Consider the following 22,288-nt stretch of genomic DNA (forward strand, 5'->3'; position numbering starts at 1 on the left):
CTTTGACCAAAATGCCAAACATAGTGGCACATTTTAAACCGAAATCACTGGCACAATGAAACCGAAATCGGTGGCACATTTTGAACCGTTATAGCCATAGCCAATTGACAGATTATTGAATAAATGTAGTTTCGGTATTAAAACATTGCACCTCTATGAGGTGCTAATTCTTAAATCTGATGCTTTTCTATCAACGTTTGCCCTCTACGAGGGCAATCAACAAATCTAAAACAGTTATTAATTAAACCTGAAGTCAAGTTTATTATTCCTTTGTCATTTTAATCATTCTAAAGTTACCATTGAAATTTGCATCCTCATCTGAAAGTATTGTTAGTCCTGAATTCTTTGCAATTGTTTCAAAATCACGAGTAATATCAGAAAAAAGAAAATTTGTAAATACGTTTGCAAGCCTGCGAAGGCTAGACACTTTCTTACCCTTACGAACAAACTTATCAAAAACAGCAATTTGTCCGCCGTGTTTTAAAACTCGCTCTGATTCAGAAATGCAAGCAATAGGGTCAGGAATTACAGCAAGAACCAAATGTAGAATTATCTTATCAAACGAATTGTCAGCAAATTCAAGAGCTTGTCCATCCATGATGATTGTCTGAACTTGACGATTTAATCTTCTATTGCGTTTTTTAATCCTTTCAACCATGGAGGGCGTAATATCCGTTGCGAAAACCTCACAGTCCTTGGGTAGGAACTCTAAATCTAATCCCGTTCCAGCTCCTATAATAAGCACTTTATCACCTGCTTTAATATCTAAAGAGTCAACCGACTTCTTTCTTGAATTCTTTATATATCCAGCTATAAAATCATATACAGGCGTATAAAAGGTATATCTAATCTTGTTCCAAGTGTTTGTATTGATATTCATTGTTTCAAGGGTATGGTAAATTTAAAATCGCTTCCTTTTCCGGCTTTGCTTTCTACCCATATCTTGCCTCCGTGTCTTTCTACAAATTCTTTGCAAATTAACAGACCAAATCCACTTCCTTTTTCGTTTTCCGTTCCTTCGGTTGTAAATATTTGCGAAATACCAAAAAGTTTATTGATTTCTTCAGGCTCCATTCCAATTCCGTTGTCGGAAACTGTTACTATGGCATTTGTGTGATCTGCTTCTGCATGAATTTCAATCCTTCCGTTTCTATTCGTAAATTTTATTGAATTAGAAATGAGATTTCTTAAAATGGAACTCAACATATTCTTATCGGCATAAATCAATAAATCCTCTGCCAAAGAGTGATTTATGGTAATATTTTTTGCGTTGGCAACCTCTTTCATATTTTGAACAACATCAGTGCATATCACCTTCAAGTTTAGTTTTTGAGGTTCATAAGATGTTTTGCCTGAATTTGCTCTTACCCACATCAATGTGTCTTCGAGAATTTTAAAGGTGTTTTGCGCAATTTCATATAATAGATTGAGGCTGTTTCTGGTTGTTTCAATATCATAGTCACGAACATTGGTCTTCAGCACTTCCAAAAACCCAAGCAAGCCATTAAACGGGCTTCTTAAATCATGTGCAAGAATGGTGATGAACAGATCTTTGTCCGCATTTAAGTTTTCAAGTTGAGTATTCTTTTCCTTGAGCATTTGGGTTTTGACATTAACTGCTCGCTTCAAGCTCCATGACCAGAACAAAAGAATTACAAAACCCAGGATGAATGGAATTGAAAAATATGCGATGTAACGCAGAACTCTGCTGACAGTAACATCACCACGTTTATGAAAATTCCAATTTTTCCGCAATTCATCACTTATGCCCATGGTTTTAACGTAGTATATACCATCATTAAGAATGGAAAGTAGTTCAGAATTCCCCTTTTTAACAGCGTACCTGTACAGACTTGGGATAATGGGTGGTCCAACAGCTTCTACATTTCTTATCTTTTCAGCAATTATCGTTTCAACTCCAATTGAGTAGGGTACTATCGCTGCATCATGTTCTCCTTGAGACAGCAGAGAAATTGCCAATGGCAAGGAGTTTATAAACGTAGTGTTCTCATAAAAGCCCATTGGCTTTAAGAATTTTTCTATCGATGCATCACCCTTTAAAGAAATAATGCTTTTATCTGCCAGATCACTAATTTCACCAATGGTTGAGTATTTACGAGCAAATATTGCATAATACTCTTCGGTGAGGGGTATGGTGAAGTCGAATATTATATTACGACTTTCGGTGAAAAGGATAGAAACAAGCATATCTACTTCGCCTGTTTCTAATGACTTTAATGCCTGATCCCAATTGGTCAGCCGAAATTCAACATCAAAATTGTACTTATTTGCAATAGCCTTAACAACATCAATATCAAAACCTTTTGCTTCGCCGTTTTCATCGAGATATGAAAAAGGCTTATAGTCGAAATCACCTCCAACTATAATTTTTCTTCGGTTATTATATTCCTCTCCCAATGCATTGCCATCAAAGACAGCACATAATAAAAAGGTAAAAATAATTAATGGTAAATACTTTACATGGTTGCTCATATTAACATATTAGGCACGTGTAAAAACGCATTGTTATGATTTCGAATTTATTATAATGACATGATATTCCAATTAATTATATTTAAACGTTAAGTTTAAATATACCCAAAATCATTCAAAATCAGAAGCCATTTTGACCAACAATCCCATTTATTCAACGAAAGCTAGCTTTTATCAAAATAATTATGAGGATCAATCATTTTTTCTGTGGAAGCAGAATTGAGAGCTACTATCCCAAATGTATTCGGGATGAACCGGAGCCTAACCCGATTTACTCGGGAACCTACGGATTAATCCCGAGCATATGGAACCGCTCTAACTAACCGATAGAGAAATATTATTGCGACTTAGAAAGTGCCGAATTCATAAGTTTCTCCACAAATTCTATGTCAGTCTGATTTTCAATGAGTAATTCTATAAATTTTCGTGATTTCTGGCGTTTGATAAATCGTTCTAATATCATTGCTTCTCCTCAATCCTGAGACATCTCTATTTGTGCAACAATTAGCCAAGGTAAGTTTTTGGAAGTAAATTTGTTCTGAACCTCTGGATTCTTGTGTTCATTTATCCGCTTTTCAATGTTTCCGGATATCCAATGTAATAACGATCTGAGGTGTCGGAATACAAAATGTAAACAGAATAGATCATGGGGTTAAATTCTAGGGTAAAAAAAAATCCTACATTAAAAAAATGTAGGATTTTTGCTCCTCAGGTAGGACTTGAACCTACGACCTACGGATTAACAGTCCGCCGCTCTAACCAACTGAGCTACTGAGGAATATTGACTTCACTAAATTCTTAGTACTTGTATGGTTTATCTTTATAAACCAAATCCCTATGCTAGATAAAACTAAGGATTTTTTTATATCTTTCAGTTCCTGAAAAGCCCTCCGTTTTTCAAATGCTTTGCAAAAGTATGTGCTTTACTTTAATTCTCCAAACGATTTTGTAAAAAAAAATCCATCTTTGTAGAAATATTTTAGCCGGTTCTTCTTGTATTCAGAGCAAAGTTCTGAGATATTGTTGGTTAAGATTTTGTAGGGTTTGGGAACAGTTCATATCTTTATCATGTAACAAAAGAGCTTCTCGTTAAAAAAGAGTATTTGAAAAATAAAATAATAGCAATCAGATTAGTTGCAGTTACTGGTTTGGTATGATATCTACTTAATAGAAATTATGGGAAAAGTATTAGGAATGGGCAATGCATTGGTAGACATACTGATGCAGCTAGAGAGTGACGCTGTATTAAATGAACTTTCGTTGCCAAAAGGCAGCATGCAGTTAGTAGATGGCGAAACAGCCGACAAAGTGCTTCAGGCACTTGGGAATGGCAAAAGCAGTAAAGCTTCGGGTGGTTCGGCAGCCAACACCATTCACGGGCTGGCAAATTTGGGAATTGAAACCGGGTTTCTCGGCAAGATCGGAAGGGATAGCTGGGGCGATTTCTTCAGAAAAGATATGGAGTTTAAAAACATATCGCCCTTGTTGTTGGAGAGCGAAAGCGACTCTGGACGTGCCATTGCTCTGATTTCACCTGATTCAGAACGTACATTTGCCACCTACCTTGGGGCAGCAGTGGAGATGAGTGCTGCCGATATCCCAACGGATATTTTTCAGGGGTATGCCTATTTCCATGTAGAAGGTTATCTGGTACAAAACCGTGATCTGATTCGCCAAGCATTGGTTAAAGCTCGGGAAAACGGTCTAAAAGTTTCACTTGATCTGGCCAGCTTTAACGTTGTGGAGGATAACCTTGCATTCTTAAGAGAGATCGTTTCCGATCATGTGGACATATTGTTTGCCAACGAAGAAGAGGCTCGTTCTTTTACCGGAGGATTAAATAATCATGAAGCTCTCGACTATATGGGAAAGATGGCCGAAATCACCATTTTGAAGAAAGGATCTGAAGGTTCCCTTATAAAACATTTTGATACGGTAGTAAAAGTGGGTGTGGTAGAGGCCAACCCGATTGACACAACCGGAGCTGGCGATTTGTATGCTGCAGGGTTCTTATATGGGCTTATTAAATCACTGCCGCTTGAAAAATGCGGGCAACTTGGTGCTCTTTTATCGGCCAGTGTGATTGAGGTCATTGGCCCCAAAATGGACGAAGAACGCTGGGCAGCCATTAAATCAGAAATTGAACATATAATCGGGTAGAATGCAGGCAATAAAGACAGGATTGGTTCAGCAATCCAATGGAGAAAACATACAGGCCAACATAAAAAAGTTGGAAGAAAACATTAGGCAATTGGCATCAAAGGGGGTTCAGTTGATTGTGCTTCAGGAGTTGCACAATAGTCTCTATTTCTGTCAGACTGAAGATACCGATGTGTTCGATCTGGCAGAACCGATTCCCGGACCATCCACCGAACGGTTTGGAAAGCTAGCCGCAGAACTGGGAGTGGTCATTGTTACATCGCTGTTTGAAAAACGTGCACCGGGCCTTTATCATAATACTTCGGTGGTACTGGAAAAGGACGGAAGCATTGCAGGAAAATACCGCAAAATGCACATTCCGGACGACCCTGCCTACTATGAAAAATTCTATTTCACGCCCGGCGATTTGGGTTTTGAACCCATCTCCACCTCTGTGGGCAAATTGGGTGTGCTGGTTTGCTGGGATCAATGGTATCCCGAAGCAGCCCGATTAATGGCCATGCGTGGTGCAGACGTACTCATTTACCCAACCGCCATAGGATGGGAAAGCACCGATGAAGAGGCCGAAAAAATGCGACAGCGCGAAGCATGGGTCATTTCACAACGTGGACATGCCGTCGCCAACGGTTTGCCCGTAATTTCGGTTAACCGTGTGGGTTTTGAGGCCGATCCATCCGGGGTTACCAATGGTATTCAGTTTTGGGGAAGCAGTTTTGTAGCCGGCCCACAGGGAGAAATCCTGGTACAGGGAAGTAGCAACAATGAAGAGAACCTCATTGTGGATGTTGATTTGGCTCGTTCAGAGGCTGTTCGCCGGATTTGGCCATTTTTCCGTGATCGACGCATTGATGCTTTCGAAAATATTGTAAAAAGATATATTGATTAACAAAAAATGATCTTTTCTGGTTTTTTCTCTCAGCCGCTAGAATATGATGAACCGTTGTTTCGTCCCCCCGCCGAAGCACGCTCTGCCATTTTGCAGGCCACCATCGGCTGTTCCTGGAATCGTTGTGCCTTTTGCGAAATGTATACTTCAAAAAAGTTTAGGGTAAAACCACCGGATCTGCTAAAGCAGGAGATCAACATACTGGCCAATCACTACAAGGGTTTTGTAAAAAAAGTGTTTTTGGGTGATGGCAACGCCTTTGTGTTGTCCTTTGAAAAATTGATGCCGATTTTGGAGGAAGTTAACTCTGCTTTTGGACGATTGCAGCGGATTTCTGCCTACGCTTCACCTAAAGATATCCTGGAAAAAACGCCGACTCAGTTGGAAACGCTACGCAGCTATGGGTTAAAACTTCTATATGTGGGAGCCGAAACGGGCGATGATGAGCTTTTATCGCTCATCAACAAAGGAGAAACATTTGCCTCCACCAGCGAAGCTTTGCTAAAAGCGCATTCGGCTGGCATCGAAACCTCCGTTATGATTCTCAATGGACTTGGTGGAAGAAATTACAGCCATCAGCATGCCAAAAAATCGGCAGAATTAATCAATCTCACAAAACCAAAATTCTTATCCACCTTAACGCTCTCTTTTCCCATGGGTGAACCTCAATATCAAAAAAGATTCCGAGGCGATTTTGAGTTACAAACAGTACCTGAAATCATTAGGGAGTTGAGGTGGATGATTGAAGACATTGATGCTGAGCGTATCATTTACAGAAGCAATCATATTTCCAACAACCTGGTTCTTTCCGGCACTTTATCAAGAGATAAATCAGATTTGCTGGCGCAAATTGATTTGGAGTTGAATGATGGCATTTATGGAAAATAGATATTGAAACTTATTACTTGATAATAATTATCAACTGATTAAATTACCTAAACAAGGTTAATTAATTTGCTCCCCAACAGAAGGTTGGCTAATTTCGCTGATCCCTGGATTAACAGGAATCATATTTTTTAGATAAACACATTGCCAATGAACATAAAACTAATAGTATCTGATTTGGATGGTACTTTACTGAACGATAGGAAGGAGTTGCCGACCGAGTTTTGGGAAATTCATAATAAACTAATTGATAAAGGAATTTTATTTGCCTTAGCCAGTGGTCGGCAATATTACACCATGGAGGAGATGTTTAATGCCATCAGGCATCAAACGCTGTTTATTGCCGAAAACGGTACTTACGTTCGCCATCGGGACGAAGAGATTCATGTAGATTCACTTGATTTTGATCATGCAACTGAGTTAATAAAAACAGGCCGGGAGATTGATGATGCTGAAATCGTTCTCTGTTGTAAAAACAGCGCTTATATTGAGTGTGCCAATGAAAAGTTTGTGCAGGAAACCGGCAAGTATTATGGCCGTCTGAAATTGGTAAAGGATTTAACACAGGTAGAAGATACCGTGCTAAAATTGGCCATGTTCGATTACAAAATTGCCGAAGAGAACAGCTATCAACATTTTTTGAAACACAGCAATGGCCAACTCAAAGTTGTAGTATCAGGAAAAGAGTGGATGGATGTATTTAATAATACAGCCAGCAAAGGTAAAGCCATTGAAACCATCCAGACAAAACTGAACATAAAACCGGAAGAGACCATGGTGTTTGGCGATTACCTCAACGATTTGGAGATGATGCAAACAGCCATGCATAGTTATGCCATGAAGAATGCACACCCGGAAATCATTAAAGCATCCCGTTTTATAACTGAGTACGACAATAATGAGAATGGTGTATTGAGGGTTATGAATAGTATTTTATAGTTTTATGATTTCGATACCGAATGGCGTATTTCTCGGATAACCTTTAAGATGGTAGTTCGAAACTGGCCATTGAGATCTGTTTTCGACAATAATAACCACAAGTTTATCTTTTGCCTTGAAAACATTAATCGGATATCCTTTTAATTCAAAAGTCTCCACTACTTCATCGTTTAGGTCTTTTTTGATAATCTTTTTTTGATCTAATGGAGCTAAGTATGAAAAGTATTCACAAAAAGCAATATCATTTAAATACAAGGGCTTGTTTAGAGGAATCTCTTCCAGATTATTTGCATTGAATTTTTTTACATTGGGGAAAAGATATATATCATCATTTCTTGGATCAAATCTAAATTCAGAATAATAATCACCTTCAACCCATTTGCTATTAGATTCATAGTCATTGATGGATCCATCAGAATTCAGTGCAGTAGAAATCAAAAATCCACTCCAATCATTACTATTATTAAACGATAAAAGTTTGCTAAGTTTTTGAGAATAGATCATTTGGTTACTCCCATCCATGTAGCTTTGCCAAAATCGCAATGCACTGCCAGTTGTACGATTTAGCGCATATAAATAATATCCAAATCGCTCCACAACATATATATTCCCATTATCAGCAGCAGCTATGCTTTGTGCCATTCGGTTGTTAGGTAAAGACATGTGGTTATTTTCACTCATGTTTGAGGCATTATATATTATAATCCGTTGGCTAGGTGCAGGAAAGTATAGTTCAGTATTACCATTGTATTTCCCAAAAGCAGGTCTGGCATGGGGAGAAAAAATGGATGCTTCAATTATGATTTCATCTCTTTCGAAGTTATAAAGGGTGAAGCTATTTCCATATCCTTTGTCTGAATTGAAACCTAATAAACATTCTTCAACATCAAAGATTACATTTACGGGAAAATAGTTAAACGTCCTGATTTCTGAAATACTGATAGATAGCATATTGCTTGTGTGCGTACGGACACCTCTATTATCAAATATTTCAATCCAATAATAGTTGGTGCCTAAATATACAGGGGCATCATCAATGTAGGATAGTTGGTGTTTATTTTGGATGTTTTTGATGACATAGTTAGAACGATAAACATAGTTATAGATATCTGGATCTTGTATCCGATAAATCCTGTACTCAGAAAAATTAATTGAACGAACAAGTGTCCAATTAATCTTTACTTTTCCGTCTTCTTTAACCAGGTTTATTTCAAAAGTATCTGAAAGGGATAAATGTTCTGAATAATCATTTTTGTGGCATGAGTTAAAAACCAGAATCACAAAAAAAAGGCTGATACTGGTAGATAATTTATATAAATTTTTCATGGGATTGGATTAGTTAAGCGTTTTATTAGTTTAGAATTAAGGATTTAAAATGTTGATGCATTGTATTCAAACTTATATACTAATTAAATGTGTTTCAAAAGTGAAAATTTATTTTAATATTTGCAAGCATGTTTAACCTATTGTATTTTTATTAAACCCAAGTTATGAAACGTACCTTAATTTTTTCCATCCTGTTTTCTTCTATTCTCGCTTCGGCATTTTCTCAAACTGATTCCACCCGTCATAATCTTTATTCAAAAAAAGGGTTTTACTATTTTCCTGAAAAAGGAGATTGGACCATCAGTGTTGATGCAACTCCTTTCTTAAGCTATATTGGAAGTTTAATTGGTAGCAAGGAATATTACGATGTATATTACTACGATGGGTGGGGTGAGTACATAAGTTCCAATCATTATCGACAGGAATCACCGTCATTTGCATTTACAGCTCAAAATCCGGGAACCTTATTCTTTAAATATTTCTATGCTGAGGACAAAGCTTATCGGATGAAATTCTTGTTTGGATATACTTCGGAGAAAGATATTCTGAGTACCCAAAGTTTTGGTTCCGATGAGGCATATTTGAAACAATCCGGACTTGCTGTCGGTTTGTTTTTTGGTCAGGAATATTATATGCCAATAAAAAGTCGGATCAGGGGATATTATGGTTATGAAGTAGGTGGTTTTTTACTTCCTTTTCGAGGAGGATCTTATATTATAGATAACCAAACTTTTATTGGGAACATTGAATATGTTAACAAGGGCCTTATCGATGGAGACTTTGAAGAAAAAGGCGGGAGTACTTATGGGTTTTCTGCAAATGGTTTTTTAGGTGCAAAATGGTTTTTTGCTCCCAAAGTTGCGATCGGAGGGGAATTAGGATTGGGGTTAAAATATAGCACTATGACTGAGCGGGAATATACAAGTAGCGATGGTGTTAAAGTTGTTATCGATTCCGGAATGAACAAATTTGAATTATCCCCTTTTGCCAGCGGAAATTTAATTCTGCACATTTTCTTTTAATGATACCTACTTTTTCCAGGGAATCAGGTACTCTATGGTATATGAGAATCCTCCATTGAGTCTGTTGTCGCCGTTACCAAATCCGGGGACATAGTATGGCTTAAGCATTTCGGGATTGTCCCGTAGAACAGAAACCCGGAGGTGAATGCTCCATCCAAGATAAAGGTTTTGAAAAACTTCCACCCTTGGGCCTCCCGATAGTTCTACCCAATGTGTATTAACGGTATGCGAACCTACACGGTCAACAAAGTCCGGCCAGTAACTGTTTTCAATGGTAAAGCGGGAGGCGCTCTGTTCTTGTATGGCCATTCCATAGGCTATACCAAACAAAAGATGGGCATGTGTTCCCGGCTCTCGCTTGGAGAGAGAGTTTAATTCAATCCCGGCTTTTAGAAAAGTGCCGTTTGAATCGTATGAATAGGCATCCTGATTAAAACTGACATTTTCGAAGCCTGCTTCACCTCGAAAAAACAAATTTTCGGCTACGTTAATCCGTGTTAGAAAAGAAATGCCTGTGCGATCGTTATCCATTATCCGATTAAACGGGCCTGCCAGATTAATGCCGAGGGTAAATCCCTGCGGATCGCGGGGAACCTCTTCCATGTTGATTTGTGCGGCGATGGCCGTAGAAATCAAAAGGAAAAAACTAATAGATATATATTTGAACATTCTGAAAATCTTCTCCATAATTAACCAGGGGATATATGATCGAAACAGAATCGATAAAAGTGTTTGTAAACCAAATGGTATCCAGTTCAAAATTGAATGTAAAACCACATTCTCTTGAAATGTACTCCATCTCACTTTGATGCCTGAACCAAATGGTATCCAGATAATTGTCGCTTGAAATCACAAAGGCCGTGGTATCAGATGAAAAGGACAGCGGTAAAAACAGTCGCGACACGCTGATGCTGTCGTAGATTCTTTCACTAGAGCGATCAAGACCAAAAATGGTGGTACCGGCCAGAGTTGTATCTCTGTTTGTATGAAAAGATACCAATTCCACCTGAACGGCACTTTGGTTCGACAAACAGATTTGATCCTGCGTGCATGATGCCGGAAGCATCATGGCAACGAATAGAATAATAAATAGAAACTTAAATGGTCTCAGCATGAATTTCTGCATTAATGACAATGGCAAAAGTAAAAATAAAATCAGAGAGTGCCTTATTACATCATGACGTTTTTATTCGATGCGTTAAAGTGTGTCCGAATACGTGCACACACATGTTCGGTTCCGAACACATGTGTATTGAATTCAATATCGTTTACAGTTTTCAAACATTTAAAAGTTAGAACTTAACAATTGGTGGCCTGCTATTTGTCATGATTTTTTCCCCCTTTGTCATTTTATAGAACCATTTCATCATAGGTTCAATTTTCTGGTTGAAAACCATTTTCAAATGATTTAATTTTACAAGTCTGAAATCTTAGATGTTTTGAATGTCCCAACCAAATTTTTAAAACAAATTTTTATTTAACATGAAGCAAACGAAAAAGTTATTACTGTTTTTTCTTGGCTTGTTCATCGCCATGTTTCCGGTGGATGCTCAATCCGGGAGGATTGAGTTCTCGGAATTTACCCTGGGCAACGGACTGCATGTAGTTTTACATCAGGACAACGCCACTCCTATTGTAACAGTGGCTGTAATGTATGATGTAGGTTCCAAGCATGAGCGTCCGGACAGAACCGGGTTCGCACACTTTTTTGAACATTTGATGTTTGAAGGAACCAAGCATATTCCCCGCGGCGAGTATGCAAGGTTTGTAGAAATGGCCGGTGGAACCCTCAATGCCAACACTTCTGCCGACAGAACCTACTATTATCAGACCCTCCCTTCCAACCAGCTTGAACTTGGATTGTGGCTGGAATCGGAAAGGATGCTGCACGCATCGGTGGATTCTGTTGGAATCCAAACCCAAAAGCAGGTCGTAATTGAGGAACGTAAACAGATGTATGACAACCGGCCATACGGAACCATTCTGATTGAAACCATGGCACGGGCATTCACCAAACATCCATACCAATGGACCACCATTGGAGAACCTGAACACATCATGGCTGCTGAAGACCACGAGTTTCAGGAATTCTATGAGATGTTCTATGTACCAAACAATGCTGTTCTGGTAATTGCCGGAGATATTGTAAAAGAAGATACTCGTGCTCTTATTGAGAAATATTTTGGTGATATCCCAACAAGAACCGAAGAGATTTATCGTCCTAACATCATTGAACCTCCATTAAAAGCTGAGGTGCGCGATACCATATTCGATAATGTACAGATTCCTCTGGTTCTGCAAGCATACCGCACGCCCGCTCTCAATACCGAAGATTACTTTGCCATCGATATGCTGGGTACTTTGCTATCAACCGGGCAGAGTTCAAGATTTTTCAGGGAGCTTGTAGATAATCAGGAGTTGGCACTTCAGGTAGGAACTTTTCCGCTGCCTTACAATGAACCAACGGTAACCTTAACTTATGCTTTTGCCAATATGGGGATAGAACCTCATGTATTGGAAGAGGCCATGAATGCAGAGATTGAAAAGGTTCGTAATGAATTGATTCCCGAAGAGGAATTCCAAAAACTGAGAAATCAGTTTGAAAACGATATCATTGGCGGGAATTCCAGAATTGCTGAGCGCGCTCATAATTTGGCCACTTATCACACGTATTTTGGCGATGCATCACTCATCAATAAGGAATTGGAAAAATATATGGCAGTAACACGTGAGGATATTCAAAGAGTTGCCAGAAAATATTTCCGTACCGATAACCGCGTGGTGTTATACTATTTACCAAAAAGACAATAGAAAATTGATATACAATGAAGAAGATCATATTATCCATTCTTACAATTTGTTTTACCACCGGACTGCTTGCTCAGCTCGACAGAAGCACTCCGCCATCGGCCGGTCCGGCTCCGCAGATCAATATAGGAGAGTACAAGAAGTTTAAGCTTTCCAATGGTTTGCAGGTTTTTGTGGTTGAAGACAACAGACTCCCATTTGTAGCTTATAGTCTTAATCTGGAAATCGATCCCATTCTGGAAGGCGAAGCAGTGGGTTACGTTTCTATGGCCGGATCGCTCATGCGCTCAGGTACTACCAACCGCACAAAAGGTGAAATAGATGAAGCCATTGATTTTATTGGTGCTACATTTAATACCTTTTCTGATGGCATGTATGCACGTTCATTGAAAAAACACAGTGAAGAATTACTGGAAATCATGTCAGACGTGGTTATGAACCCCTCATTCCAACAGGAAGAACTAGATCGAAGCATCCTGCGGATGCGCTCTGCATTACAAGCCAATAAATCAGATGCGGGATCCATTGCCGCTAATGTGGCCAATGTTTTGCGCTTTGGCAAAAACGACCCATACGGAGAACTGGTATCTGAGGAGACCCTCGAAAACATCACTGTGGATCTTTTAAAGGATTACCATAAAACCTATTTCCGACCCAATGTGGGGTATCTGGTAATTGTTGGTGACATTTCCCTAAAAGAGGCAAAAAAGCAAGCAAAAAAACACTTTGGGAAATGGAAAAAAGGAGATGTTCCTACCCACCAATATAATGATCCCGCAAAGTATGAGCAACCTAAGGTTGCCATTGCAAACAGGGAGGGAGCCAAACAATCCACAATAAATGTTACACACACTGTGAATTTAACCCCGGGACACCCCGATGCCATTAAAGCATCGCTGATGAATCAGATTTTGGGTGGCGGCTCCTTTAACGCACGCTTATTCCAAAACCTGCGAGAAGATAAAGCATTTACCTATGGGGCATACTCCCGTTTGAGCAACGACAAAAGAATCGGTCATTTTACCGCTTCTACGGAGGTGCGCACTTCGGTAACCGACAGCGCTGTTTATGAGATTTTACATGAAATGACCAGAATGCGCACAGAGTTGGTGAGTGAGGAGGAGCTGGATTTGATGAAAAATGTTCTCACCGGCAGTTTCTCCCGTTCCCTTGAAGATCCGCAAACCGTGGCACGTTTTGCGCTCAATATTGAGCGATATAATCTGCCTGCTGATTACTATCGCACTTACCTGGAAAAGGTGGCTGCAGTAACTCCACAGGACATCAAAGCCATGGCTAATAAATATCTGCATCCCGATCACGTGATCATCCTTGCTGTGGGAGAGGCCGATAAAATCCGTGAGTCGTTAAGCAAATTTTCACCAACAGGAGAGGTGGTTCAGTATGATTTTTATGGCAATGTGGTGACCGGCCCTCGCGAAGTGACAGATGTCAATGCAGTTGAAGTCATTGAGCGTTATTTGGAGGCCATTGGAGGCCATGATGCAGTGAATGCCGTAGAAGATGTAAAAATGCATGCCAGCTTTACCATTCAGGGCATGCAGTTAAATATGATAACCCAACAAAAAGCTCCAAATAAACTATTGGTGGAAACCTTAATGGGTGGAAATGTTGTTACAAAACAGGTGTTTGATGGCGTAAACGGACTGATTGTATCCCCAATGGGAGAACAGCGTCTGGAAGGTGAGATGCTTGAAGAGATGAAGAAGGCATCAGCCTTGTTTGCCGAACACGCACTTTTAAAGCCCGATGCTGAAATTGAGCTGGTGGGTGTAGAAAATGTTGAAGGAATGGAAGCTTTCCGAATTAACGTTTTGAGCAATGGCGAGAGCACCAAGAGCCTCTATTATTGTGTTGAAAGTGGTTTAAAATTAAGAGAAGTGAGCACCGGTATGCAAGGAACTGTTATCTCCGTTTTTATGGATTACAAAGAAGTTAATGGGGTGAAGTTTCCTTCGGCCATGCGACAAAGCGCCGGACCTCAAACTTTTGATATTACCATCGATTCCATTGAAGTGAACACAGGAATTGATGATGAAGTTTTTGCTTTATAGCATCACAAATGCAATGACAAAAAGGCGCAAAGTTTATGCTTTGCGCCTTTTTTATCTTTAGGTTCGATGTTTCCATTGTTAACTTAAAACCCTGAACTATAAACCATAAACAAACAACCTTTCCACCCTATTACCATCTTACCTTTCCACCCTCTCACCTTTTATTCCTTGTCATAAACAAACCAATAAAGTGTCCCGGTAAAGAATGAACCACCAACTATGTTGCCAAGTGTAGCAGGAATCAGGTTGCTGGTAATGAATTCTCCCCATGTAATATCAGCACCATGAAAGATGGCTGCCGGAATATAGAACATATTGGCCACACTGTGTTCAAATCCCATGGCTACGAACGCCATAATGGGAAACCAGATGGCCATTATTTTTCCGGGAATATCACGAGCGGCAAAGGCGGTCCAAACCGCTAATGTCACCAGCCAGTTGGCTCCAATCCCTTTTGCAAAAACAGAAGTAAACGTGGCAGAAGTTTTATAATCCGCAATTCCATGCAAGAATCCCAACCATGGTTCGCTTTGAAAAATGCCGGTGTGATATGCCAATGCCCAGGCAACGAAAACAGAGCCAATGAAATTTCCCAAATAAACAATTCCCCAGTTTTTAAACATGGCTTTAACTGAAATCTTTCCGGAGGCAACAGGGGGTATAAAATAGGCGGTATTGCCTGTGAAGAGATCGGCACCGGCAATTACAACAAGCATTAGTCCCATGGGGAAAACGGCACCCATGGCAAGCTTTTGGAGGCCTGGATTTTGTGCAGCTATTTCGGGCATGCCACCCGCAATAGAAATAGAAAGCAGTCCGCCAAATGCAATGTAGGCACCTGCTAAAAATGAAAGAACAATGGTTTTTGAAACGGGAGAGTTACTCCGCTTAAAAGCAGCATCGTAAACCCCAGCCAGAATCTCCTTTGAAGTAAAATAAGACATTTCAATTTTGTCTTTAAGCGTTTTTGATATATGAAAATTAGATAGATTGTAAAAATGACAGAGGCACAGATGTCAAAAAATCTTTTCCATCTGATGAATCCATCTTGTTTCAATCCCGAATTCCAATCCGCAAAAGTATGACTTTGAACTTAAAAGTGCCTAGTTTATCACCACTTCTTTTAAATATTGTTCAAAAATGGTTTTGGCTTTTAGAAGTTGTGCTTCTGTATTAGAGGGAACGTCTGTTAGTTGGTATTTCCATCCCAGCGATTCATATTTGTGTTCGCCAAGCTTATGGTATGGCTGAATTTCCAGCTTTTCGATGTTTCCTTTGTTTGCAAGGAACTGTCCCATTTTATGCAAATCCTCTTCATCATCAGAATATCCGGGCACCAAAACATATCTTATCCATGTGGGGATGTTTTCAGATGCCAAATATTCAGCAAAAGCCAGTGTGCGGTCGTTCTGCTTTCCGGTAAGTTTAAGATGTTTTTGGTTGTCGATGTGTTTGATGTCGAGAAGTACAAGGTCAGTATGTTTCAACAATTCTTTGGAGTTGTTGTTTAAAATGGTTCCGTTGGTATCAATACAAGTATGTAATCCCTCATTTTGTAATTTCTGAAAGAAAGGAACCAAATCTCTTGCCTGCATTAAAGGTTCACCTCCTGAAACGGTAACTCCTCCTTTTTTTCCGAAAAAGGGGCGTTGTCGTTGTGCCATTTGAACAAGATTGTCCAGTTCATATTCGTAACCAGCGCCAAACTCAATGGTGTCGGGATTGGCGCAATATAAACATTTGAGATTACATCCCTGAAGGAAAATAACCAGCCGAATACCTGGTCCGTCATAGGTTCCCAGAGATTCAACGGAATGAACTCTCAGTTTTGGGGCAGGAGCCACACGCGGCCTGCTTGTGCAGGCTGCGTGGGTTTGTACCCTCTTATACGGTTTCAAAGAAACTTCTTGCAATAACATCTTGCTGCTGGGCTCTTGTTAGTCTTACAAAATTTACGGCATAACCTGATACACGGATGGTCAACTGAGGATATTTCTCAGGATTTTCCATGGCATCGGCAAGCATTTCACGGTTCATCACGTTCACGTTGAGGTGATGGGCATCTTTGGCAAAATATCCATCCATAATGGAAGCCAGGTTTTCAGTACGCTGATCCTGTGTTGCGCCAAGTGTTTTAGGAACAATGCTGAAGGTGTTGGAGATACCGTCCAATGAGTCGCGGTAATCAATTTTCGAAACCGAACTCAAAGATGCAATGGCACCACTTTTATCGCGTCCGTGCATGGGGTTTGCTCCGGGAGCAAACGGTATTCCAAGGGCTCTTCCGTCGGGCGTTGCACCTGTTTTCTGCCCATACACCACGTTGGAGGTAATGGTCAGGATGGAAAGCGTTGGTTCGGCATTTTTATAGGTTCTCAGCTCTTTCAGCAAACCGTTGAAATAGGAAGGAATCTGCTTCGCGAAAATATCCACGCGGTCGTCATCATTTCCGTAGCACGGAAATTCACCTTCGATTTTAAAATCGGTGGTAAGACCTTTCTCATTGCGAATGGCAGTCACTTTTGCATGTTTAATGGCCGAAAGCGAATCGGCAACAATACTCAGACCGGCAGCTCCGTATGCCAGATTGATTTTCGGATTGGTATCCACCAAAGCCATCTGCATTTTTTCGTAATAGTACTTATCGTGCATGTAGTGGATAATGTTCATGGACTCATTGTAAACCCTGGCAACTTCTTTCATGGCCAGTTTGAAATTATCCATTACCTCTCCAAGTTCAAGCGTGTCTGAACTCAATTTCGGAATGTTGGAAAGCACTTTTTTGCCTGATAGCTCGCAATACCCTTCGTTCAATGCAAGCAACAAAGTTTTTGCCAGGTTGGTACGTGCTCCAAAGAACTGGATTTGTTTTCCAATCTCCTGGAAGGAAACGCAACATGCAATTCCGTAGTCGTCGCTGTTGCGGGTGCACTGCATCAGGTCGTCGTTTTCGTACTGGATAGACGAGGTATCGATGGAAACCTGAGCGGCGAATCTTTTGAATCCTTCGGGCAAGTCCTGCGACCAAAGAATGGTCATGTTTGGTTCCGGTGATGGCCCCAAATTGTATAGTGTCTGTAGGAAACGGAAAGAGGTTTTGGTCACCTTGTGGCGTCCATCTGCCAGTTTTCCGCCAATGGCTTCGGTCACCCAGGTTGGGTCGCCGGCAAAAATTTCATTGTATGCTTCCATGCGCAGGTGGCGAACCATGCGAAGTTTCATCACGAATTGGTCAACCAATTCCTGTGCATAATCTTCAGTAATTTTTCCCTCCTCAATGTCTTTTTCTATATATATGTCCAGGAACGAACTCACATTTCCTAAAGACATGGCCGCTCCGTCCTGCTCCTTAACGGCAGCCAGGTAAGCCATGTAAACCCACTGTACAGCTTCTTGGGCAGTTTTTGCCGGACGAGACAAGTCCAATCCGTAAATATCACCCAGTTCTTTCAATTGGTGAAGCGCTTTGATTTGCTCAGCAACCTCTTCCCTCAATCTGATGCGCTCATCGGTCATGGGGCCAACCAGTGATAACATGTCAAGCTTTTTAGCCTGAATCAATCTCTCGGTTCCATAAAGAGCCAGACGACGGTAATCACCAATGATTCGTCCACGAGCGTAATTATCAGGAAGACCGGTTAAAATACCCAATGAGCGGTATAATCTGATTTCAGGCGTATATACATCAAAAACCCCATCGTTATGTGTTTTTGCATAATTGTTGAAAATATCTTTTACACGTTCTGATGCTTCAACACCATGCTCTTCGCATGCTTTTTCAACCACGGCAATTCCGCCGTAAGGTTTCATGGCGCGTTTTAAAAGCATGTCAGTCTGAAGACCAACTATGATTTCATTCTCTTTATCAATATAGCCGGGGCCGTGCGAGGTCACACCCGAAACGGTTTCGGTGTCAATGGCCAGAACTCCGTTGTTGGCGCGTTCTTTTGAAATGGCATCCAGGCAGATGTTCCATAAATGTTTGGTGCGTTCACTGGCTTCGCACAAAAATTGTGCGTCGCCATCGTAGGGGCGAACGTTCTTCAGCACAAAGTCACGAACGTCTATCGCATTTTCCCAATTGCCGGATTTAAACATGATACTAGTTTTTTGGTGATTGAATGTTGTTGTTTTTCTGTTATTTGCAAACTGAGAAACCGAATATTTAAAATATGTTATCAAACGAACATTTCATAAAACATCATATTTTGCTATCTCTAGATTGCAATTGCAAATATAGAGATTTTTTTCTGTAATTGATGTCTTAAGACATCAATTTTCTGATTTTTTAACTATAAACAATCTGTTTATAGGGTTTTTAAACATAAACGATAGCTTAGTCCTGCTTGAAATCAATTCCTAAATTTTTCGGATTGCATCAAATGAAGAAATAATTGCAAATAAAGGGGGTTTGCCCGTACGGACAAACCCCCTTTCGCAATTGAAATTAACAGTTCCTTTATTGAGGATTATCTGACTATTAGTCTTTTGGTAACACCAAAGTCTGCATTATTTATCTGTATGAGGTATATCCCTGTTGGCAGGTTTACAGGCAATACATAGCTGTTGGCAGACGTTTCTGATATTGAAATAACCGTACCACTCAGATTCAGCAATTTGATTTTTTTATTTCCTTCGAAACCGGTAAGAGCAATATTTACCAATCCATTGGTAACCGGATTTGGATAAATGTCAACCTTTTGCTGATTTTCATAATCGGGGGTAACAGTTGATACATTGTCTCCGTAAGTGGAGCATATCCAAGATGGAATTGGGGAACCTTCTCCCGGAGCATAAGCTCCGGTTTCATCCCAAATTATCCAGTCAATAAGTGCCCCTGAAGTTTGATCTCCAAACGGATCTCCAAACCTGAAGTAGTTATTATTTGTAGAAGTACCGGTTACAACAGATTCCACCGGAACAGGATGCTCATTGAGATAGAAATTTACATTGTGTCCCTGTTTGGTTAAACGGATAATGTTCCATTCATTTATATCCGCACCATTTGGGAGTTGTTCATTCGGACCTGATACGCTTCCAGCTCCGGCATGTCTCAGCCAGTAGGTGTTGTCACTATTAATATATATTCGTTCCCGAGATCCGGCAAACTGCATATCAATCACCATAACTTTATCAAAGGCACCAGGAAGTGCTTTTACACGAGCCACTATGGTTACGGCAATTTGGCCGGATGGGAAATCATACCGCCAGTTTCCTTTGCTTGACGGGCTTGTGTGTTCCAGTTTAAGGAGTTGATTATCGTCAATGCATCCATCTGTATCATCTACGAGAGAGAAGGAAGGGTTATCAAAATCACTGGCCGAGAATGAAGGCGAGCTGCTTCCCGGTAAAGCGGAGGCGTCGTAAATAAGCCAATTGGTGGTAACTGTAAATGTAACGGTATAGGTTTGCTTAGAGCCGTCCTGCGCTGTTACCTCCACCGTTGCCACACCAGGCAAATCATCGGCTTGATTAATTTCCACAGAAGCCAGTTCATCGTTCACTACCGCAGAAACCTGAGGGATTGAGGCCTCTGAATCTGGAATATTAATCGTATAGTTTGTCTGGCTTGGACTGAATCCGGAAATTAATGAACCGTTTACATTTATCTCACTCAATGTAGCATCAGCAGAAGGATCTGACTGAGTAAAAATAATATAATAGATGTTCGATTCAGTGCCATCGGCAGATGTTACCTGAATGGAGTTTGTTCCGGGAATTGAACCTGCTTCATACATTGCCATACCTGCTTCATGCCAACTTAAGGTGGCATTTACAACCGGAACAGGTGATCCGAAGGGCAAATCAATAGTATAATTAAAATTTGTACTGCTAAATCCCTCTATAGGTTCTCCATCAATGGTGATTCCTGCAAGTGTAGCATCATCTGAAGGATCATACATGGTAAACTGTACAGTGTAAGTATTACTTTCTTGTCCATTGGCAGAAGTTACATGCACCGTGGCAGTTCCAGGTAATGAAGTCGCCTGACTGATGCTCAATCCGGCCTCACTTTGTGCGGTTATTGCACTTACAGTTGGAGCACTGGGAGTGCCAAATGGAACTTCATGGGAGTACTCAAAAGCAGAGGGTGAAAATCCGTCAGCCAGAATATCTCCTATATACAATGCGGACAATGTAGCATCTTCATCCGGTTCATAGCTTTGTACCCGGCCGGCAAACTGATATACAAGGTCGTAAATATCCTGAGCAGGATGCAGTACATGGGCATATTCATAGGGTACACTTGTACTGCTTAGGTTGTTTTGCCAAACTTTGTCGTCAAGCGGGCTGTTGTCAAATATGTTGTCAATCAGGTGCCAATATCCGGTACTACTGCCATACCACCAACCTACAGCTCCTTGCTGGTAATTCCCTTGGCTGTCAACGGTTCCAGATCCTGCATTTATGTAGTGGTTATTTTCAATCCTTACCACAGCTCCCATGCGACAATTGGTGGCAGAACCCTGAATGTTTTCAAAAACATTGTTAAACATATGCACGTTGGCAAAGCGTATCAGAGGAGCTCTGGTATTCAGGTTTAGAAACAAATTATGATGATATGTAATATTATCTGGTGCTGCACTCGGGCTGTCACTATGCCCTAAGAGGAGACCTTTGTAATGGTCTCGGAATATATTCCATGATACAGTAATAGCATTGGATTGATGCTTAATATCCAGAAGACCATCGTAATAATCCCTGTGAATTTCCGGCAACAGGCCTTCACTATGATACTCGTTACGGTCTATCCATATATTATTACTATAAGCAATTTCTGTTCCTGTTGAAGCTCCTTGTCGCACATTGTATATCCGCAAATTCCTAACAATCACATTACTGCATCTGATTATACGTATCCCAAGATCATGAAAATCGGCTTTTTCACCGCCATTAATCATTCCAATGATGGAAACATTCTCCGTATCCTCAATGCGAATTTCTCTGGTGCTGCCTGTGTTGGTTAAGTTGCTTTTTATGTAAAATGTTACAGGCTGATAGGGAGCTGAATAGTTGCTGTTTCTGTGATGCCGGGTAAACTCAAGTAAAACACCGGCTAACATATCGGCGTCATAAATCTCATAAATCATCCCTCCCATATAATCTCCACTTCGCAATACATCCCTCAGGTCGTTTCCTGTGTAGGTAACCACTTGCGGGTTCGACCCTTCTCCTCCTGTAGTGGTATGATGTATGCCGGCTCTTCCGGTATTGTTGCTTCGCGGGCTGTTATCGCCAGTGGTGTCTCCGTAGCCAACCAAACTAAAGTCGGGATTCTGACTTATTAGCGCAGAGGCTGATAGTAATAATAAAAACAGTGTAAATAGATTTTTTTTCATTTTGATTGTATGTTGGTTTTAACAATAAACCCATTTGAGCCGAATCATGAAATCGCTTGACTAAATAAGTCGAAACAATATTCTGATTTGCTATGCTACTATATACATTTTAATTAGTGGCTGATTACATGGACAATCGGGATCGACCATTATTCGGGAGTCATAAAGGACTTTGTTGTTTTTCTGTCAACAAATCTATAGGTTACAAGTGAATCACAATGGCTACAAATTGACTTAATAAAGGTGAAAAAATGTTACATGGGTTGGTTGATGTCATTTTTAAATGGAACTTTCTTCAATAAATTACGAGCAATGTTGCACTGAAATTAATTCTGGTTTAACTTTACAAATTGT

At 40.3% G+C, this 22,288-nt stretch carries 16 protein-coding genes and 1 tRNA gene; 7 read left to right on the top strand and 10 right to left on the bottom strand.

Going from position 1 to position 22,288, the window contains the following annotated elements:
- Positions 1-262 precede the first annotated feature (262 nt).
- From B5X70_RS16005 to B5X70_RS16015, 3 genes are all read right to left on the bottom strand, one after another.
- Entirely contained in the window at positions 263-880 is a 618-nt protein-coding gene (locus B5X70_RS16005) for a class I SAM-dependent methyltransferase (RefSeq protein WP_079558921.1), read from the bottom strand.
- Positions 877-2,493, bottom strand: a complete 1,617-nt coding sequence (locus B5X70_RS16010; RefSeq protein ID WP_079558922.1) for an ATP-binding protein — start codon at positions 2,491-2,493, stop codon at positions 877-879. The genes B5X70_RS16005 and B5X70_RS16010 overlap by 4 nt, the downstream gene beginning before the upstream one ends.
- Before the next feature lie 704 nt (positions 2,494-3,197).
- A tRNA-Asn gene (locus tag B5X70_RS16015) sits at positions 3,198-3,271 on the bottom strand.
- A gap of 398 nt (positions 3,272-3,669) precedes the next feature.
- On the opposite strand from B5X70_RS16015, the gene B5X70_RS16020 reads away from it, so the two are divergent.
- The 4 genes from B5X70_RS16020 (at position 3,670) to B5X70_RS16035 (ending at position 7,363) form a co-directional block, all read left to right on the top strand.
- On the top strand, positions 3,670-4,653 hold the full coding sequence (locus B5X70_RS16020) for an adenosine kinase (protein ID WP_079558923.1): 984 nt from the start codon (positions 3,670-3,672) through the stop codon (positions 4,651-4,653).
- Position 4,654: 1 nt separating this feature from the next.
- Positions 4,655-5,539: a carbon-nitrogen hydrolase gene (locus tag B5X70_RS16025; protein ID WP_079558924.1), complete on the top strand. Its 885-nt coding sequence runs from the start codon at positions 4,655-4,657 to the stop codon at positions 5,537-5,539.
- Between the two features lie 6 nt (positions 5,540-5,545).
- Positions 5,546-6,427: a radical SAM protein gene (locus tag B5X70_RS16030; RefSeq protein ID WP_079558925.1), complete on the top strand. Its 882-nt coding sequence runs from the start codon at positions 5,546-5,548 to the stop codon at positions 6,425-6,427.
- Positions 6,428-6,574: 147 nt separating this feature from the next.
- Positions 6,575-7,363 carry a Cof-type HAD-IIB family hydrolase gene (locus B5X70_RS16035; protein ID WP_079558926.1) on the top strand — a complete coding sequence of 263 codons (789 nt, stop codon included), beginning with the start codon at positions 6,575-6,577 and terminating at the stop codon, positions 7,361-7,363.
- On the opposite strand, the gene B5X70_RS16040 is transcribed toward B5X70_RS16035, so the two are convergent.
- A complete protein-coding gene (locus B5X70_RS16040; protein ID WP_079558927.1) occupies positions 7,358-8,689 on the bottom strand; it encodes a hypothetical protein in 1,332 nt (443 codons plus the stop codon). The genes B5X70_RS16035 and B5X70_RS16040 overlap by 6 nt on opposite strands.
- 164 nt (positions 8,690-8,853) lie before the next feature.
- On the opposite strand from B5X70_RS16040, the gene B5X70_RS16045 reads away from it, so the two are divergent.
- A complete protein-coding gene (locus B5X70_RS16045; protein WP_079558928.1) occupies positions 8,854-9,711 on the top strand; it encodes a hypothetical protein in 858 nt (285 codons plus the stop codon).
- 6 nt (positions 9,712-9,717) lie between these two features.
- Here B5X70_RS16045 and B5X70_RS16050 read toward each other — a convergent pair whose 3' ends face one another.
- Both B5X70_RS16050 and B5X70_RS16055 read right to left on the bottom strand, forming a co-directional pair.
- Positions 9,718-10,398 carry a DUF6048 family protein gene (locus tag B5X70_RS16050; RefSeq protein ID WP_157666489.1) on the bottom strand — a complete coding sequence of 227 codons (681 nt, stop codon included), beginning with the start codon at positions 10,396-10,398 and terminating at the stop codon, positions 9,718-9,720.
- Positions 10,358-10,825, bottom strand: a complete 468-nt coding sequence (locus B5X70_RS16055) for a DUF6452 family protein (RefSeq protein ID WP_079558930.1) — start codon at positions 10,823-10,825, stop codon at positions 10,358-10,360. The genes B5X70_RS16050 and B5X70_RS16055 overlap by 41 nt, the downstream gene beginning before the upstream one ends.
- A gap of 368 nt (positions 10,826-11,193) precedes the next feature.
- On the opposite strand from B5X70_RS16055, the gene B5X70_RS16060 reads away from it, so the two are divergent.
- Complete coding sequence (locus tag B5X70_RS16060) at positions 11,194-12,522, top strand: M16 family metallopeptidase (protein ID WP_079558931.1); 1,329 nt, start codon at positions 11,194-11,196, stop codon at positions 12,520-12,522.
- Positions 12,523-12,536: 14 nt separating this feature from the next.
- Complete coding sequence (locus tag B5X70_RS16065; RefSeq protein ID WP_079558932.1) at positions 12,537-14,594, top strand: M16 family metallopeptidase; 2,058 nt, start codon at positions 12,537-12,539, stop codon at positions 14,592-14,594.
- A gap of 161 nt (positions 14,595-14,755) precedes the next feature.
- Here the strand turns inward: B5X70_RS16065 and B5X70_RS16070 are convergent, their stop codons facing one another.
- The 4 genes from B5X70_RS16070 to B5X70_RS16085 all read right to left on the bottom strand — a co-directional run bounded on the left by B5X70_RS16070 (position 14,756) and on the right by B5X70_RS16085 (position 21,934).
- Positions 14,756-15,538 (bottom strand): formate/nitrite transporter family protein, encoded by a 783-nt coding sequence (locus tag B5X70_RS16070; protein WP_079558933.1) that lies wholly within the window; start codon positions 15,536-15,538, stop codon positions 14,756-14,758.
- 159 nt (positions 15,539-15,697) lie between these two features.
- On the bottom strand, positions 15,698-16,492 hold the full coding sequence (gene pflA, locus B5X70_RS16075) for a pyruvate formate-lyase-activating protein (protein WP_232468436.1): 795 nt from the start codon (positions 16,490-16,492) through the stop codon (positions 15,698-15,700).
- The gene (gene pflB, locus B5X70_RS16080; RefSeq protein ID WP_079558935.1) at positions 16,479-18,692 is read right to left on the bottom strand and encodes a formate C-acetyltransferase; all 2,214 of its coding nucleotides are present in this window, start codon (positions 18,690-18,692) and stop codon (positions 16,479-16,481) included. Before pflB ends, pflA begins: the two co-directional genes overlap by 14 nt.
- A gap of 371 nt (positions 18,693-19,063) precedes the next feature.
- On the bottom strand, positions 19,064-21,934 hold the full coding sequence (locus tag B5X70_RS16085; RefSeq protein ID WP_079558936.1) for a pectate lyase family protein: 2,871 nt from the start codon (positions 21,932-21,934) through the stop codon (positions 19,064-19,066).
- Positions 21,935-22,288: the final 354 nt, after the last annotated feature.

The organism is Alkalitalea saponilacus, assembly GCF_900168165.1.
Taxonomy (GTDB): Bacteria; Bacteroidota; Bacteroidia; order Bacteroidales; family Marinilabiliaceae; genus Natronoflexus; species Natronoflexus saponilacus.